Origin of the sequence: Bacillus sp. AY3-1, assembly GCF_008368785.1 — a bacterium.
Lineage (GTDB): Bacteria > Bacillota > Bacilli > Bacillales > Bacillaceae_G > Bacillus_A > Bacillus_A wiedmannii.
Window position 1 is genome coordinate 1 of sequence record NZ_QORZ01000004.1, and the last position, 16,279, is coordinate 16,279.

Below are 16,279 nucleotides of genomic sequence, written 5' to 3' on the forward strand. Positions count from 1 at the left end.
AAGCTGAAGTTCTCTTATTTTTTATGATTAAATATTTAGAAGTAGTGAATATGTAAAAATGCATAATTGACAAAAAAATTACATGTTATCATTATATATTGTTTTATATATGTTACTTGTATAAAATTACACAAGTATCCACATTACATAAAGGAGGATTATTATGCAAAAAATATTTAACTGGGTTAAATGTATGAGTATCAAGAAAAAATTAATCATTTCATTTTTTCTTATTTTAACTATACCAGGACTTATTATCGGTGGTGTTTCATATCAAACTGCCAAAACAAATTTTGAACAACAAATTACAGGTAAAGCAAAGGAAAATATTTCAGTTTTAAATACTGTTATTTCTCAAAATATAGAAGAGAAATTTGTTGATGCGGCGTACTTCGCAGATATTTTAACAGAGGACACATATCCAAACGGACAAGAAGAAATAGTAAGAACGAAGTTAGCGCAATATATAAAACTTCATCCAGAAGTAGAAGGTATTTATATGGGAACACAGGCAGGAAAGTTTATAAGAGAACCATTTATCCAAATGGCTGATGGGTATAATCCAACAGATAGATCTTGGTATAAAGAAGCACATGAAAATAAAGGGAAAGTAATTGTTACTGCACCATATCAATCAGCATCTACTAAAAATATGGTAGTGACAATTGCTAAAGAAGTAAAAGATGGTAAAGGTGTTATAGGAATTAACTTAAATTTAGATAACATCTTAAAAATTTCCAAAATGATTAACATTGGTGAAAAAGGTTATGCAGTTATTCTAGATCAAAATAAGCAAATTGTTAGTCATCCATCTAGAAAACCAGGTGCAAAAGTTACTGATCCGTGGATTAAACCAATTTATGAAGAAAAACAAGGAAATGTGTCTTATACAGAACAAGGTGATAAAAAGAATTTAATCTTTGCAACAAATGAGAAAACAGGATGGAAAGTAGTTGGGGTTATGTTCGACGAAGAAATTACCCAAGCTGCGAATCCAGTGTTTTATAAGACTTTGATTGTCATTGCTATCGCTATTGTATTTGGTAGTGTATTAATTTATTTCATTACAAAGTCTATTACAAGACCATTAAGAAAAATAGCTGACTCGGCACATAAAATTAGTAAGGGAGATTTGACAGAGAAAATTACAATCCATTCCAAGGATGATATAGGGAAATTAGGGAATTCATTTAATGAAATGTCTGCCTCTTTACAAGATGTGATTACTCAAATTAGTTTTTCAGCAGAACATGTCGCTGCATCGGCTGAAGAGTTAACAGCGAGCGTACAGCAAGCAAATGATGCGACAGATCAAATTACAATTGCAATGGAACAAGTATCAGGTGGGGCTGAGTCACAAAGTCAAGGTGTTGAAGAAGGTGCGGCTACATTACAACAAGTAAATACAGCAATTCAAGATGTAACTGGAAGCGCGGAATCAATTTCTATCTCCTCATTACATGCGAGAGAAAGAGCTGAAGAAGGGGAAGAATTGGTTGAACAAACAGCAAAACAAATGCAGTCTATTTCTAAATCGGTATCCGAGTCAGATGCTATTATTAAACTTCTTGATGAGAAATCAAAGCAGGTAGGAGCTATTTCTGAAGCGATTCAAAACATCGCTACTCAAACGAACTTATTAGCTTTAAATGCGGCTATTGAAGCGGCAAGAGCAGGTGAACAGGGCCGAGGGTTTGCTATTGTAGCTGATGAGGTTAGAAAATTAGCGGAGCAATCAGGAGAATCATCTGGAGAGATTGCAAATTTAATTGCAGAAATTAAGGCGGATATTGAACATACTGTTAAGGCGATGGATAATGTGAATGGAGAAGTTCAACAAGGCCTTGATGTTGTAACAAAAACGAAAGCAAGTTTTACGGAAATTTTAAGTTCTACTACACATATTGTTTCTCAAGTTAATCAAATGGTAGAAACAACGAAGAGAATTGCTGGAGATGCAAATGAAGTGACAAATGCTATTGATGAAATTGCAGCGGCTGCAGAAGAAAATACAGTTAGTATGCAAAGTGTTGCTGCTTCAACAGAAGAACAAGTGAATTCAATGGAAGAAATTAGTTCAGCTTCGCAAAACTTAGCTGGGATGGCCGAAGAACTACAAGCGATGACTAGTAAATTTAAAGTATAATAACAGCAGATAAGTAAGGTGATATTATTTTCACCTTACTTATTTTTCTATTCAGCAATTAGGGGAGTCATTAACGGGATGAAAAAAAGAAAAAGATTATGGAATTTATGGAAAACGATTACATTGTTAGTTTGTACAGTTGTAATTTTTTCTTTACTTGTGACAGATATATTAATTAGTCATAATGTAGAACGGACGACGGAGGATAGCCAAGCAGAGAAAGCAAAAACAATTGCACACATTGTGGCGAATGATTCAATTGTAATCGATGGTTTGATTGGGAAGGCAGATACTTCTGCAATCCAAACGTATACAAATAGAATATTAAAAAACACAGGTGTTCAATTTATTGTAGTTATGGACATGAATGGAATAAGAAAATCACATCCAAATCCTCAAAAAATAGGCCATCATTTTATTGGGGGAGATGAAGGGCCTGCATTGAAAGGAAAGGAACATGTATCGCTGGCAGAAGGAACTTTAGGTATTTCAATGCGAGTGTTTGTACCTGTATTTTCTGAAACAGGTGAACAACTTGGAGCGGTGGCCGTTGGTATTTCAGCAGATAATGTAAAAGAGAGAGTTAAGGAAAGTAGACATATCATTTACATTGGTGTCGGAGTTGGAGTACTAGTCGGAATTATAGGAGCAATATTGCTAGCTAGACATATAAAGAAAAGTTTATTCGGTCTTGAACCTCACAGGATAGCGAAAATTCTTGAAGAAAGAAATACGATGCTACAATCTGTAAAGGAAGGTATTATTGCTGTAGATAAAGAAGCCAATGTAACTTTAATAAATAATGAGGCAAAACGATTGTTTAAGAAAAGTGGACTTGAAGAAGATTTTATCGGTAAAGATGTTGAGTTGTATATGCCTAATTCACGTATAAAAGAAGTATTACAAACGGGAGAGGTACAATTAAACGAAGAACAAAATATTTATGGAATTACGATTGTGACGAATCGTGTTCCTTTATATGTAAAAGGAGAAATAGTTGGTGCAATTGCAACATTTCGTGATAAAACAGAGGTTAGAAAATTAGCAGAAGAATTAACTGGTATTAGACTATATGCGGAAGCATTACGGGCACAATCGCATGAATTTATGAATAAAATGCATGTCGTATTAGGACTTACACACATGAAGCAGTATGAAGAATTACAGAAGTATATAAGCGGTATGGTATCAGAGCATCAATATGAAATTGGTGGGGTTATGGAGAGAATAAAAAGTCCAGTATTTGCTGGTTTTTTACTTGGGAAACTTAGCTATGCTAGAGAGAAAAATATAAAATTAATCATAAGTGAAGATTCTTACATGCCGGAAATAGATGATGAAAGTATTATTCATGAACTAATTACGATTGTCGGAAATTTAATTGATAATGCATTAGAGGCAGTGATGAATTGTAAAAAGAAGCAAGTTGAACTTGAGATACAATATGGGGATACATTAATCATTACAGTACAAGATACGGGGAAAGGTATACCAGAAGAAGAAATAGGGGTATTATTTACGAAAGGTTATTCCACAAAGGGAGATAACCGCGGTTATGGTTTGTATCTTGTAAAAGAAAGTATACAGCGAATAAATGGGAAAATTCATATGCATTCATTAGTAGGAAAGGGAACAACGATAACAATTGAAATACCTAGAGGTAGGGATGAGAGGCAAATATGATTAAAGTTTTAATTGTAGAAGATGACCCGATGGTAGCAATGTTAAATACGCATTATTTAGAGCAAGTAGGAGGGTTTGAACTTGTTCAAGCAGTTAACTCCGTTAAAGAAGCGATAGAAGTATTAGAGGAATCACGAGTAGATTTAGTATTACTTGATATTTTTATGCCTGAAGAAACTGGATTTGAGCTTTTAATGTATATTCGGAACCAAGAAAAAGAAATCGATATTATGATGATTTCAGCTGTACATGATATGGGGAGTATTAAAAAAGCATTACAATATGGTGTAGTAGATTATTTAATTAAACCATTTACATTTGAACGATTTAAAAAGGCATTAACTATATATCGAGAAAAACTTACTTTCATGAAAGAACAAAAAAAAATTAGTCAATCGGAATTAGATTCGTTAATTTTGCAAAAAGAAAAAAGAGAGCCTACTGTCACTAAAGAGCTTCCGAAAGGATTAACAAAACAAACTATGCAATTAATTTGGCAAAAGATCGAGTCGCTGAATGGACGAGCGTTTACAACAGATGAAATGGCGCAATTAGTTGGAGTTTCAAGAGTTTCTATTCGAAAGTATGTAATGTTTTTGACTGAAGTTGGAGTATTAGAAAACGAAATGGTGTATCAACACGTAGGAAGACCAGTGAGTAAATTAAGATGTATTGACAAAAATAAAATAGAGTTTTACGTATAAGCGACTTATTATAAGTCGCTTATACTTTTTTTAATTACAAAATCAATTACAAAACTTACAAAAACTATTTTTACTATTGAAAGCGTTTTAATATTGTTATTAAGAAAACAAGGGGGTGCCATATGGGAATTCAAAAGAATGTGGAAGCGGTATCATTTTCTGAAGGAAATGAAGTACAAAGAGAATCTTTCGCTTCTAAAATTATGAATGTAAAAATCGGTGTTATACCTTTACCGTTATATGTAGTATTGGCTGCTATTATTTATGGGGCATCTGTATATAATAAATTGCCAGCAGATATGATTGGTGGATTTGCAGTTATTATGATCATGGGTATTTTCTTAGGCGACATTGGGATGAGAATTCCAATTTTAAAAAATATCGGTGGTCCAGCAATACTTTCGTTATTTATTCCATCATTACTTGTATTTTTTAACTGGATGAATCCAGCTTCAATGGAAGCTGCGACTATGTTAATGAAAAAATCGAACTTTTTATATTTATATATTTCTTGTTTAGTAGTCGGAAGTATTTTAGGAATGAATCGTAAAGTATTAGTACAAGGTTTCGTTCGTATGTTTATACCTTTAGTAGTAGGGACGTTAGCTTCTGTAGCAGTAGGATTATTGGTCGGTTCACTATTTGGGTTTGAAATGAAGCAAACATTTTTCTTTATCATCGTACCAATTGTGAGTGGTGGTATTGGGGAAGGGATTTTACCATTGTCGCTAGCTTATAGTGATATTTTAAATGAATCATCAGCAACGTTTGTATCACAACTTATTCCAGCGGCTATTATTGGAAATATGTTTGCAATCGTGAGTGCAGGGTATATGAAGCGTTTAGGTGAGAAGAAACCAGAGCTTAGTGGTAACGGTGTATTAGTGAAAACAGACAATCAAGCAGAGTTATTAAAAGAACAAAATACAGAGAAGCCAATTGACTTCTCATTAATGGGAGCAGGTTTATTAATTGCGTGTACGTTCTTCATCTTCGGAGGATTTGCTTCTAAGTTCATCGGTATTCCTGGGGCAATCATTATGATTTTCTCAGCAGCACTTGTGAAATACTTTAAATTAATGCCAGCAAAAATGGAGCAAGGAGCATTCCATTTATATAAATTCATTTCGAAGAATTTAACTTGGCCGTTAATGGTTGGACTAGGATTGCTATATATTCCGTTAAAAGACGTAGCAGCAGTTCTTTCAGTAGGATATGTTGTTGTGTGCGCATCAGTTGTTCTTACAATGGTAGCATCAGGTTTTCTTGTAGGGAAAGTGATGAAAATGTATCCAGTTGAATCAGCAATTGTAACGGGATGTCATAGTGGTTTAGGTGGAACTGGAGATGTTGCTATTTTATCAGCTTCAAATCGTATGGAATTAATGCCGTTTGCGCAAATTTCAACACGTTTAGGCGGGGCAGCAATGGTTGTAACAGCGACAATTTTATTGAAAATGTTTTCATGATCAAACAAGCTAGCTATATTCATATAGCTAGCTTGTCAATTTAAGGGGGAGATTATAAGTATGTTAGATAATCAAATTAATGAAAGATCATTGTTACTGCATAAAGAATTAGTAGGGAAAATTGAAATTACAAGTAAAGTAGAAGTAAATTCAGCGGATGATTTAAGCCTGACATATACACCAGGTGTAGCGGAGTCTTGCAAAGCAATTGCGGCGGATGAAGAAACAGTGTATGACTATACGGCACGCGGTAATATGGTGGCAGTTATCTCAGATGGAACAGCGGTACTTGGTTTAGGGAATATTGGACCGAAAGCAGCTATGCCTGTTATGGAAGGGAAGAGTATTTTATTTAAGAAATTTGCGAATGTAGATGCTTTCCCGTTATGTTTAGGTACGACTGATGTGGATGAAATCGTTACTCTTGTGAAAAATTTAGAGCCTACGTTTGCAGGAATTAACTTAGAAGATATTGCGGCACCACGTTGTTTTGAAATTGAAAAGCGATTAAAAGCAGAAACAAATATTCCTGTATTCCATGATGATCAACATGGGACCGCTATTGTCGTCTTAGCAGCTGTTATTAATGCATTAAAAGTTGTTAGCAAACAAATGGATAATGTGAAAATTGTTATTAACGGTGCGGGTTCGGCAGGAATTGCAATTGGAAAATTATTATTAAAAGCTGGTGCAAAGCGCATTACGTTAGTTAGCTTAGAAGGTATTGTTTGTGAAGGTGAATCATGGATGAACGAAGCACAAATTGAAGTTTCCAAAAAGACAAATCGAGAATATGTGCGTGGAGCGTTAAAAGAAGCGATTCATCAAGCTGATATTTTTATTGGCGTATCTGCTCCTAACGTATTAACGAAAGAACTTGTACAAACGATGAATGAGAAAGCAATTGTGTTTGCTATGGCGAATCCAATTCCAGAAATCTTCCCAGAGGATGCATTAGAGGCTGGGGCAGCTGTAGTAGGAACTGGACGCTCGGATTATGCGAATCAAGTAAATAATGTATTGGCGTTCCCAGGGATATTCCGTGGTGCGTTAGATGTGCGCGCGACTGATATTACAGAAGAGATGAAATTAGCGGCAGCATATGGGATCGCTAACATCATTACGGACGAAGAACGTAATGCGAATTATGTAATCCCGAATCCGTTAGATAAAAGAGTTGTTCCAAGTGTTGCGGAAGCTGTAGCGAAAGCGGCCATTGATTCAGGTGTGGCGCAAATTATGAAAATACCAAGTTATTAATAGCTAAAAGCAGTGCCTAAAAAGGCACTGCTTTTTTGAGATAAGAAATCAAAATAATGAAGAAGTGTAAAATTATTTATTTGTGTGTCTTCACTATTTATTTAATTCCATTGCAACTTGTTTACCATTTACTAAAACCTCAGTTACTGCTACGATTACTTCTATCATTTTTTTCATCTCTCATCTCTCCTCGTGTCATTTCTTACTTTAAGTATAAGAGAAGAGAGATACTTCAACTATCGAAGTACATGACGGAGAAATTACATTGTTGTAAGAAAGTGTTTTAGTTTTGTCACTTTACTCAGCGGTAATTAAAAACTGATCATAATATTTTTCATTCACATATATATTTAATATCCATAATCCAGATGAAGGTAGTGACATAGTGAGAGGGAGTTCGTTTGTAGTAGAATCAATTGTATTTGAAGTAGTCCAAGTTGGTTTGGAAGTTTCTTGTTGAAAGAGTACGGGTGTTGGAGTTATTGATCCTTGTTTTAGTGCAATAATAGATAGTTTTCCAGTTGGCATTTCAGGATCTAAAAAGTACCACATTATTTCATTTTTTTCATTTGCGATAATAGGACTATCAGCCATTGCGATTTTTTCTTCGATGCCTTTTAAAGGTATTTTTTCTTGTATGAAGGAGGGTGTTTCTTCCCAATTTACATCTTTTAAAACGCTAAGATGAAAGAAGGAAGGTGCATTAACTTGAGTGGATGACGTTGCGATGGCTTCTTTTTTAGGTGTTTCTGAATCAGGTTGCGCTTGTGTGCATCCAGCGATGAGAAAAGAGAAAAGTAGCATAGTTCCGATTTTTTTCATGGTGTCACACTCCTAAATTTTATTGTTAGTGTAATTGTATTTGCTAGAAAGCGGGACAATTCCTTTAAAGTATAAAAAGAGGTCGTAAGTTTTGTACGACCTCTTTTGACATTTTCTATATTTGTTCAGTTGAAAAGGTAGGTTCATTCTCTTTTTGTGGCATCGTTAAGAAAATAACAGAAAGAACGATACATACGCCGCCTAATAATTGATATGCTCCAAAGGATTCATTTAGCCAAGCGATTGAAACGATGGCAGCTACAAGTGGTTCAATGCTAGATAAAATGCTCGTTTCTGTTGCTGCTAAATATTTCAGACTACCGATATAAAGGAGGAAAGAAAGAGTGCCACTTATGATGATAAGAATAAGCATAGAAAAAGTTCTTGATGTAAAAGTTTGTGAAAGCTGATTCCATTCAAACGAGCGATTACAAATAAGCAGGGCAATACCGCCAATTAACATTCCCCAGCCAATTACTACAGTTGTTCCGCATTCTTTAATAAGAGAGGCTGGATGAAGGGTATAAAATGCAAATCCAATTGCTGTTAATAGGCCGAAAATAATGGCTTCTTTCGATAAAACAATATTTTCAATGGAACCGTTTGTAATAATAAAGTACGTTCCTGTTAGGGCAGTTATAATTGCGAGTAGTTGCATAGAAGCAGGGAATTTTCTTTGTCCAAATGAGACATAAATGGTAATAAGAACAGGACCTAGAAATTGAAATAATGTCGCTGTGACCGCATTACTAATATGAACTGTTTCGATAAAGGCATATTGCGCACCGAGCATGCCGAGAATAGAGAAAATAATAAGTTGTATAGAATGTCTAGGATGTTTCCAAATTTGAAATATGTTTTGTTTCTTTATAAGCAAGAAAGATAAAATAAATATTCCCGCAAGCAACAAGCGAATTGTTAAAAAATCAATTGATGATACGTTAGTATGTTGAAATAGCCACTGAATCATCGGGCCAGATAATCCCCATAAGGTAGCTCCTGTAATAATCATAATGAGTCCAATCCGTCTATTGTTGTTCATGATCATGCATCTCCTCTCGAGTATTTGATTTTTTATGTGTGACATGATAAAAGGAATTATATATAACTTCTGGTACTGTAAAAAGTATCAGATTTTAGTTTTATTAAGGGGTCAGATATTATGTTAGAATTAACGCCTAATTTAAATACGAAAAGTAAAATAGCATTGTATGTGCAATTGTATGAGTATATAAAAAAAGAGATTAAAGATGGAACGATTCCGGCTTTTACAAAATTACCTGCTAAAAGAAAGCTGGCGAGCTATTTACAAGTGAGTAAGAATACAGTAGAAGCAGCTTACGAGCAATTACTTGCAGAAGGTTATATTGAATCGGCATCGAGAAAAGGTTATTTCGTATGTAAAATTGAACAAATGATTTATGTAGAAGGAAGCGAAGCGAAAGTAGAAGAAGTATCGTTTCGGGAGGAGAACTATACATTTGATTTCACCCAAACAGGGGTTGATATGGATACTTTTCCGTTCACTATGTACCGCAAGCTTATAAATGATGTATGGCAGCCGCATAATAATGAGTTGCTTTTTCTTGGACACCCTCAAGGAGAATTGAACTTAAGGGAGGAAATTGCGAGCTATTTGTATGAATCTAGAGGTGTGCGTTGTTCAGCTAGTCAAATTGTATTAGGGGCGGGAACACAAATATTAGTGAAGTTACTTTTTCAATTGTTGAAGGGAAGCAATTATGCTGTTGAAAATCCAGGTTATCATAGGAAAATGGTCGTTTTTGAACAGGGAGAGAAGAAGGTTCAAATGTTGTCTTTAGATAGAGACGGAATTTGTATGGCAGATTTAGAAAATAGCGATGCGAATGTTGTATTTGTAACTCCATCTCATCAATTCCCATATGGAATGATTATGCCTATTACGAGAAGGACGCAGCTTTTACAATGGGCGAAGAAAGAGGAAGACAGGTATATTATTGAAGATGATTACGATAGTGAATTTCGTTATTCAGGAAAGCCAATGCCGGCACTACAAGGTTTAGATACAGATGGGAAAGTTATTTATATGGGGACGCTCTCAAAAGCTTTGTTGCCCTCATTACGGATGAGCTATATAGTATTACCGAAGAATGTAATTGAAAAATATCAAAAGGAATATTTGTTTTATACACAAAGTGTTTCAAGAATGGACCAAGAAGTGATTAGAAAGTTTTTAAATGAAGGCTATTGGGAAAAACATATTCATAAAATGCGCGTCGTCTATCGAAAAAAGAGGGATCGACTTGTTTTTGAAATAGAGAAGTATTTCTCTAATCGTGTTGAAGTGATAGGAGAAGATTCTGGATTACACATTTTATTAAAAGTGCATAATGGAATGCGAGAAGAAGAACTAATTAAAGAAGCTGCAAAATATAGTATTAAAATATATCCTGTTTCTACGTACTATAAAGACGGTGCTGCGCCTGAAAATGTAGTTTTACTTGGGTTTGCAATTTTATCAGAAGACGAAATTGCGAAAGCGGTTCAATTATTACATAAGGCATGGTATACAAGAAAGTAAAAAACATCCTCCAGGCATGAGGATGTTTTTTATTATTTATTTTCATCTAAGAATAAGACCATATGCTCTTCGTCCCAATACTGTCCGTTATATTTCAGTGAACGTTCTTGTACACCGAATGTTTTAAAACCTAATGATTCATAAAGTTTCTTCGCACCATCGTTGCCAACAACAACATCAAGCATAACTTGTTCTACTTCTAAAGATTTAGCAAGTTCAAGACATTCTTTAATAAGTGCTTTTCCTGCTCCAAGTCCGCGTGCTTTTGGAGACACATATACAGAACCAATTTTAGCTTTATGTTCTTGTTTTACATATGGTTTCGTTTCCAGCGTTGCAACTCCGATTAATTGTCCATCTTTAAATGCACCTAGCGTATAGTTTTCATCTTGTGCTAATTTTTGTGCTTTATATTCAATCGCACACTCTTTATTAATAATATCTTCATAAGAAGAGCTGAAAGCTTCAGGGTTTTGCTTTAATCCTTCTACACGAAGTTCTAAGTAAATTTCTGCTTCATCTTTTGTTAATACATGGATATCCAATTATATCACCCTCCAAATCTTTGCAAATGTACCTTTACCCCGCTATTTGCGGGCAGTAAGAATCCAACTTTAAAATCCGGCGAATGCGCGGAATTTAGGTGGGAGATAACTGCCCGTAAATGCCCGATTGGTTAAAGTTTTACTTTATTTTATATTGAAATAAGAATAATTTCAAAAGGTTAGCTTATATGAGCTGATTTTATGAACAAAATAACACCAGTAGTGTTTACTACTACTGGTGTTTTCACACGCATCTTATTCAAAAGGTAGCTCGATTCTAAAGTTTGTTCCTACTCCTAATTGGCTTGTTACTAGAATGGAACCGTTATGCAATTCTACAATTTCTTTTGCAACAGCTAGCCCGATACCTTTTCCTCCAGTAGCTCTCGTTCTAGATTTATCAACACGATAAAAACGATCAAAAATATGCGGGATATCTTCTTCAGGAATACCTTCTCCTTCATCGGCTACACTTATTGTAAAAGAATCTGTTTCTGTGAGTACGCGTATCGTAATAGTAGTGTTTTCTGGCGAATGTTGATAAGCGTTGTGTAATAAATTTAACATAACTTGTTCCATACGTCTTTCGTCTATGCAAACTTCTAAATCATCTTTGCAATATACATGGAGTTGCATTTGTTTATTTGTTAATGTTGTTTTTGTTTTTTCAACCATTCGTTCTAAAAATGGTTGAAGAATCACTTTTTGTTTTTTTATAACAAACTGGTGTTGTTCTAATTGCACCAGCATAAATAAATCTTGGACGAGATCGGTTACACTATCTGTTTCATCCTCAATGATTTGTAAGTATTCTTCACGCTCTTCTTTCGTTAAAGAGTCTCTCTTTGCTACCTTCGCATAACCTTTCATATAGGTTAATGGAGTTAATAGTTCATGGGCAACACTAGCGAGAAATTCATTGCGTTCTTTTTTCATATAAGTCAGTTCACTAGATAAATCTTCAATCGTTTTTGCTAAACTTCCAAGTTCATCATTCCGTTTAATACCTAATTGAATTGGCTTATTTAACTTTGACATTTTTTCTGTTGCCTTCTTCATTTTTATAAGCGGTTCTGTAATAACACGAGAAAAAACAAAGACAGAAATAGTCGTTAAAATAATTGTTAAAACACTAATGATAAGAAATTGGTTCATGAGTTTAAGTAACATATTTTCTAAGAAAGATGTTTTTAATAACATATATAACTTTCCTTGAAACTTTGTTGTGTTAAGTTGGCTTACTGTTGTGATGAATTTTGATTTTTTCCAGTTTCTTTCAACGATTAATCCGCTTTCTGGGACAGATTCTGTTTTACAAGTAAGTTGTTTTTGCATTTCTTTTGTTACGGGTTCTGAGGTGGAAATAATTTTGCCGTTATGGTCAGTAATAATGATAGCTATATCGGAGTTAGAAATTGATTCCGATTCAACTAAGTGTGCAGCCGCATTCGCAATATCGAACTCGGGGTACACGGGGCGTTTAGGATTTTTATTGTGTTCAGCGTGTTGCATTTCTTTATAATATTCATCCCGTCTCTCGCGACTTTTAATTTTTTTACTATAGCGATTACCTTTTTCTAAAAGAGCAAGTGTTTCTTCCTCAATCCGCATTGTTGAAATGCTTTTGTAAAAAGAAACGAAAGCAATTGTTTCAATGCATAAAGCTAATATTAAAAAGTATGTCCCGATTTTAAGTGAAAGTTTACTCATTTTCTCACCATACCTTATTCATAATAAAGGGTCAGTGGTACGATATTTTCCACTGACCGAAGTAATTATTCACTTTTCCATTTATATCCGACTTTATAGACAGTTTCTAAGTAATTTTCAACTGGAAATCCTTTTTTGCGTAGTTTATCACGGATATTGCGAATATGTGAATCGATTGTTCTATATTCAATGTCTGTTTCATAACCCCAAATTTTTTCGATTAAATCATCTCGGCTATAAGCACGGTTTGTATTTTGTAAAAATAGTCCAAGTAACGAAAATTCGATAGGAGTTAGTGAGATTTTTCCGTCATATACTGTGACAGTATGTTTCGTTTTATCCCACTCAATACCATTGAAGCTAACGAAGCCGTCTTTCTTTGTACGGCGTAATATAGCCTCGATTCTTGCGACTAATACATGCTCATCAAAGGGTTTTGTAATATAGTCATCCGCGCCCATAGTGAGGCCTTTCACCATATCGTAATTTTGATTACGAGCTGTTAGCATAATAATTGGAACGTTGGAAATTTGACGGATTTGATAGCAAGTATCCCATCCATCCATATTAGGCATCATAACATCTAACAAAATAATATCGAAGTCTTTTTGTTCTATTAACTTTAGTGCTTCAAGGCCAGAGGTAGCTTTCATACAAAAATAGCCACGAGGACTTAAGAACAGATCTAATAATCGTAACATGCGTTCTTCATCGTCTACTAATAAAATTTTAACCATAATATTGTGCACCCCAAACTGTTCATTCTACTTGTATAGTTTACATGAAAATAATAAAAAACTCTTTTTATGTGATTGAGTTGAAGAGTTATTTTTCGCTCAGAGTAATTGACATAAAAAATGCACTAGTTTTGCACAACTATTTTTTATAATAGAAAACGTAGCGACACAAAATACCCTATGTTGCGACATAACGTCATGTCATTTTATTTATAAAATGACAATTCCATTCTATTGTGTATGTGAGATAGAGAGGGTTTTCGTATTCACCTCGCATCGGATAAGAAAAATTTCCTATCTCACACTTTTTTTAAAAGGAGATCATACACATGAATCCAAAAGAAGAAATTTCAAAAAAAGAAAAGCAAGATCGTAATACGGTTGTCATGTGCATTGCCGTATCTATGGTTATTATTATAAGTTGTGTAAATAAAATTTTGGGGATTTTATAATATAGAAAAAGCTTATTGCTTCTTAAGAAGCAATAAGCTTTTTTTCGTTATTAGGGGAATAGTTTTATATAATAAACCAAGGTAAAATTGCTAACCCAGAAGTTACAATTGCTGTAGTAAATATTAAAAGCATAGCTCGTTTGTTTTGTTTCATGTCACATTCTCCTTTATATATCAATTGAATGCTATACGTTCATTTCATGATTGGTACCTCACTAATGAAAGTGTCACTTTACCCCGCATTAATGGGCAGTAAGAATTCCATCTAAAGATGTAGTGGATGCGAAGAAGTTAGATGGAAGATCAACTGCCCATAAAAGCCCGATTGGTGAGGGCTAATACTCAGTGGAGGTAAAGCTTTCCACTGAGTAAAGTTTTACTTTATACTTTTAGTATAATGAATGGAAAGGTTTGGTACGATCGATAAAGGTGACATGAAGATTACATTGTTGTAATGAAAAAAGCACCTTCCTTAATAAGAAGATGCTTTTAAAAAACTATATTGAAGTATTAATCATTTAAGAACAGAACCATATGTTCCTCGTCCCAATATTGCCCGTTATGTTTTAATGAACGCTCTTGTACGCCGTAAGTTTGGAAGCCTAATGACTCATATAATTTTTTTGCGGCATCGTTACCAACTACAACATCGAGCATAAGTTGTTCTACATGTAATTTATCGGCATTTTCAATAATTGCTTTAATTAGAGCTCTTCCTGCTCCAAGGCCACGCGCTTTTGGGGAAACAAAAACGGAACCGATTTTTGCTTTATGTTCTTGTTTAATGAAAGGCTTTGTTTCTAAAGTAGAAATGCCGATTAAATCGTTATCTTTGAAGACCCCTAGAGTATACTTATCCGGATTGCTTAATCGTTTTGCCATAGCAGCTACAGGATCCTCATGTTTAAGAACATCTTCATAAGAAGAGCTAAAAGCTTCCGGGTTCTTCGTTAAACCTTCCATACAAACTTTTAAATATATTTCTGCGTCCTCTGTCGTTAATAAGCGAATTTCCATAGTTATAACCTCCTTGGTCGATTTCAAATAAAATAAATCCATTACTTCTATAAGATTGTGTATGCGTTTTGTTAACAGTCTCTTTTAATTTGTAAAAGAATGAAAAGATATATGCTACAATGTTTTGTTTTTAATATGTAATGAAATTATATATTAACTTCATTAACTATTCAAGTCTTTAATATATTACATTTTTATAACTAAAATAACTCCTCAACCGAGGAGTTATTTTAGTTATTCGATTGATAACCATCAATTCGATGTGGATGTGTGTAAATATTGCAAGATTCATTTCTAATAAATCCTACGACTGTAATGCCTAAATCGTGAGCAAGTTGTAATGCTAATTTTGTTGGAGCGGATTTAGATAAAACCATTTCACATCCGATTTTTGAAACTTTGAGTAAAATTTCGGATGAAATACGCCCGCTAAATGCGATGATTTTTTCTTTAACGGATATATCGTTGCGTAAACAATGACCATATATTTTATCTAATGCATTATGTCTTCCAATATCCATTCTTGATAGGAGGATATTGTTTCGATCACATAGCGCGGTATTGTGAACCCCACCGGTTTGGCGAAAGGTAGTGGAAGATTGTTGTAAAGTATTCATTAAGTGAAAGCATTCTTCAGGAGTAATTTTTACATGTATATCATGTAAATCTTTTGCTTTTGCTGCATCGTTAACGAAAATAAAACCTTGTCTACCTTTTCCGCAGCAAGAAGTGATGTATCGTTTATTATATAAAGTTTGATAGAGTGGATTTACTTTTGATGATGTTACATGGACAATTCCGTTATCTTTTTGCACCCATAGTTCTTCAACATCTTTATAGGAAGCAATAATTCCTTCAGAAATTAAAAAACCAATTACCATATCTTCAATATAATTTGGTGTGCATACAACTGTTACATATTCTTCACCATTTAATTTAATAGTAATAGGAGATTCTGTAACAATCTCATCCAGTTGTTTTGAAAATGTACCAGATTGATAGCGTACAATTGTATAAGTCTCTTGCGTAGGCCCCATATTTAATTCCCCTTTTATATGTATTTCTCTCCCATATTTATCATAAAACAATGGGGAAATAAAAACACCTATTAGCAAGGAAATCACAGATTATTTTGGTTATTATTGTATATGTACGATATAATAGAACTGTA

The 16,279-nt window shown here is 34.1% G+C and carries 14 protein-coding genes and 1 pseudogene; 8 read left to right on the forward strand and 7 right to left on the reverse strand.

All coding sequences use genetic code 11. The annotated features are described in order from the left end of the window. Positions 1 to 193: 193 nt before the first annotated feature. The 6 genes and pseudogenes from DN389_RS29300 to DN389_RS01895 all read left to right on the forward strand — a co-directional run. Positions 194 to 1,207, forward strand: a pseudogene (locus DN389_RS29300) (HAMP domain-containing protein); the annotation flags it as partial. A 120-nt stretch (positions 1,208 to 1,327) separates the two neighbouring features. Beyond that, positions 1,328 to 2,146: a methyl-accepting chemotaxis protein gene (locus DN389_RS29305; RefSeq protein WP_458102727.1), complete on the forward strand. Its 819-nt coding sequence runs from the start codon at positions 1,328 to 1,330 to the stop codon at positions 2,144 to 2,146. A 78-nt stretch (positions 2,147 to 2,224) separates the two neighbouring features. Next, on the forward strand, positions 2,225 to 3,829 hold the full coding sequence (locus DN389_RS01880; protein WP_149236768.1) for a sensor histidine kinase: 1,605 nt from the start codon (positions 2,225 to 2,227) through the stop codon (positions 3,827 to 3,829). Then, complete coding sequence (locus tag DN389_RS01885) at positions 3,826 to 4,533, forward strand: response regulator (RefSeq protein ID WP_000598659.1); 708 nt, start codon at positions 3,826 to 3,828, stop codon at positions 4,531 to 4,533. Before DN389_RS01880 ends, DN389_RS01885 begins: the two co-directional genes overlap by 4 nt. A 122-nt stretch (positions 4,534 to 4,655) precedes the next feature. Continuing rightward, the gene (locus DN389_RS01890) at positions 4,656 to 6,002 is read left to right on the forward strand and encodes a 2-hydroxycarboxylate transporter family protein (protein ID WP_000512725.1); all 1,347 of its coding nucleotides are present in this window, start codon (positions 4,656 to 4,658) and stop codon (positions 6,000 to 6,002) included. A 60-nt stretch (positions 6,003 to 6,062) separates the two neighbouring features. Next, on the forward strand, positions 6,063 to 7,262 hold the full coding sequence (locus tag DN389_RS01895; protein WP_075310641.1) for an NAD(P)-dependent malic enzyme: 1,200 nt from the start codon (positions 6,063 to 6,065) through the stop codon (positions 7,260 to 7,262). A 297-nt stretch (positions 7,263 to 7,559) separates the two neighbouring features. On the opposite strand, the gene DN389_RS01900 is transcribed toward DN389_RS01895, so the two are convergent. After that, entirely contained in the window at positions 7,560 to 8,084 is a 525-nt protein-coding gene (locus tag DN389_RS01900; protein WP_060487037.1) for a DUF4871 domain-containing protein, read from the reverse strand. Between the two features lie 115 nt (positions 8,085 to 8,199). After that, the gene (locus tag DN389_RS01905; protein ID WP_149236769.1) at positions 8,200 to 9,126 is read right to left on the reverse strand and encodes a DMT family transporter; all 927 of its coding nucleotides are present in this window, start codon (positions 9,124 to 9,126) and stop codon (positions 8,200 to 8,202) included. A gap of 120 nt (positions 9,127 to 9,246) precedes the next feature. Between DN389_RS01905 and pdxR the strand changes: the two genes are divergently transcribed. Next, a complete protein-coding gene (gene pdxR / locus DN389_RS01910) occupies positions 9,247 to 10,647 on the forward strand; it encodes a MocR-like pyridoxine biosynthesis transcription factor PdxR (RefSeq protein ID WP_149236770.1) in 1,401 nt (466 codons plus the stop codon). A 32-nt stretch (positions 10,648 to 10,679) separates the two neighbouring features. Here pdxR and DN389_RS01915 read toward each other — a convergent pair whose 3' ends face one another. From DN389_RS01915 to DN389_RS01925, 3 genes are all read right to left on the reverse strand, one after another. Next, entirely contained in the window at positions 10,680 to 11,192 is a 513-nt protein-coding gene (locus tag DN389_RS01915; RefSeq protein ID WP_000351216.1) for a GNAT family N-acetyltransferase, read from the reverse strand. Between the two features lie 255 nt (positions 11,193 to 11,447). Next, entirely contained in the window at positions 11,448 to 12,902 is a 1,455-nt protein-coding gene (locus tag DN389_RS01920; RefSeq protein ID WP_088608953.1) for a HAMP domain-containing sensor histidine kinase, read from the reverse strand. 65 nt (positions 12,903 to 12,967) lie between these two features. Then, a complete protein-coding gene (locus DN389_RS01925; protein ID WP_088121252.1) occupies positions 12,968 to 13,639 on the reverse strand; it encodes a response regulator transcription factor in 672 nt (223 codons plus the stop codon). A gap of 329 nt (positions 13,640 to 13,968) precedes the next feature. Between DN389_RS01925 and DN389_RS28715 the strand changes: the two genes are divergently transcribed. After that, a complete protein-coding gene (locus tag DN389_RS28715) occupies positions 13,969 to 14,091 on the forward strand; it encodes a hypothetical protein (protein ID WP_001068388.1) in 123 nt (40 codons plus the stop codon). A gap of 510 nt (positions 14,092 to 14,601) precedes the next feature. Here DN389_RS28715 and DN389_RS01930 read toward each other — a convergent pair. Both DN389_RS01930 and fdhD read right to left on the reverse strand, forming a co-directional pair. Next, positions 14,602 to 15,108, reverse strand: coding sequence for a GNAT family N-acetyltransferase (locus DN389_RS01930; protein ID WP_000405878.1), 507 nt, complete (start codon positions 15,106 to 15,108; stop codon positions 14,602 to 14,604). Positions 15,109 to 15,338: 230 nt separating this feature from the next. After that, complete coding sequence (gene fdhD / locus DN389_RS01935) at positions 15,339 to 16,145, reverse strand: formate dehydrogenase accessory sulfurtransferase FdhD (RefSeq protein ID WP_088121253.1); 807 nt, start codon at positions 16,143 to 16,145, stop codon at positions 15,339 to 15,341. Positions 16,146 to 16,279: the final 134 nt, after the last annotated feature.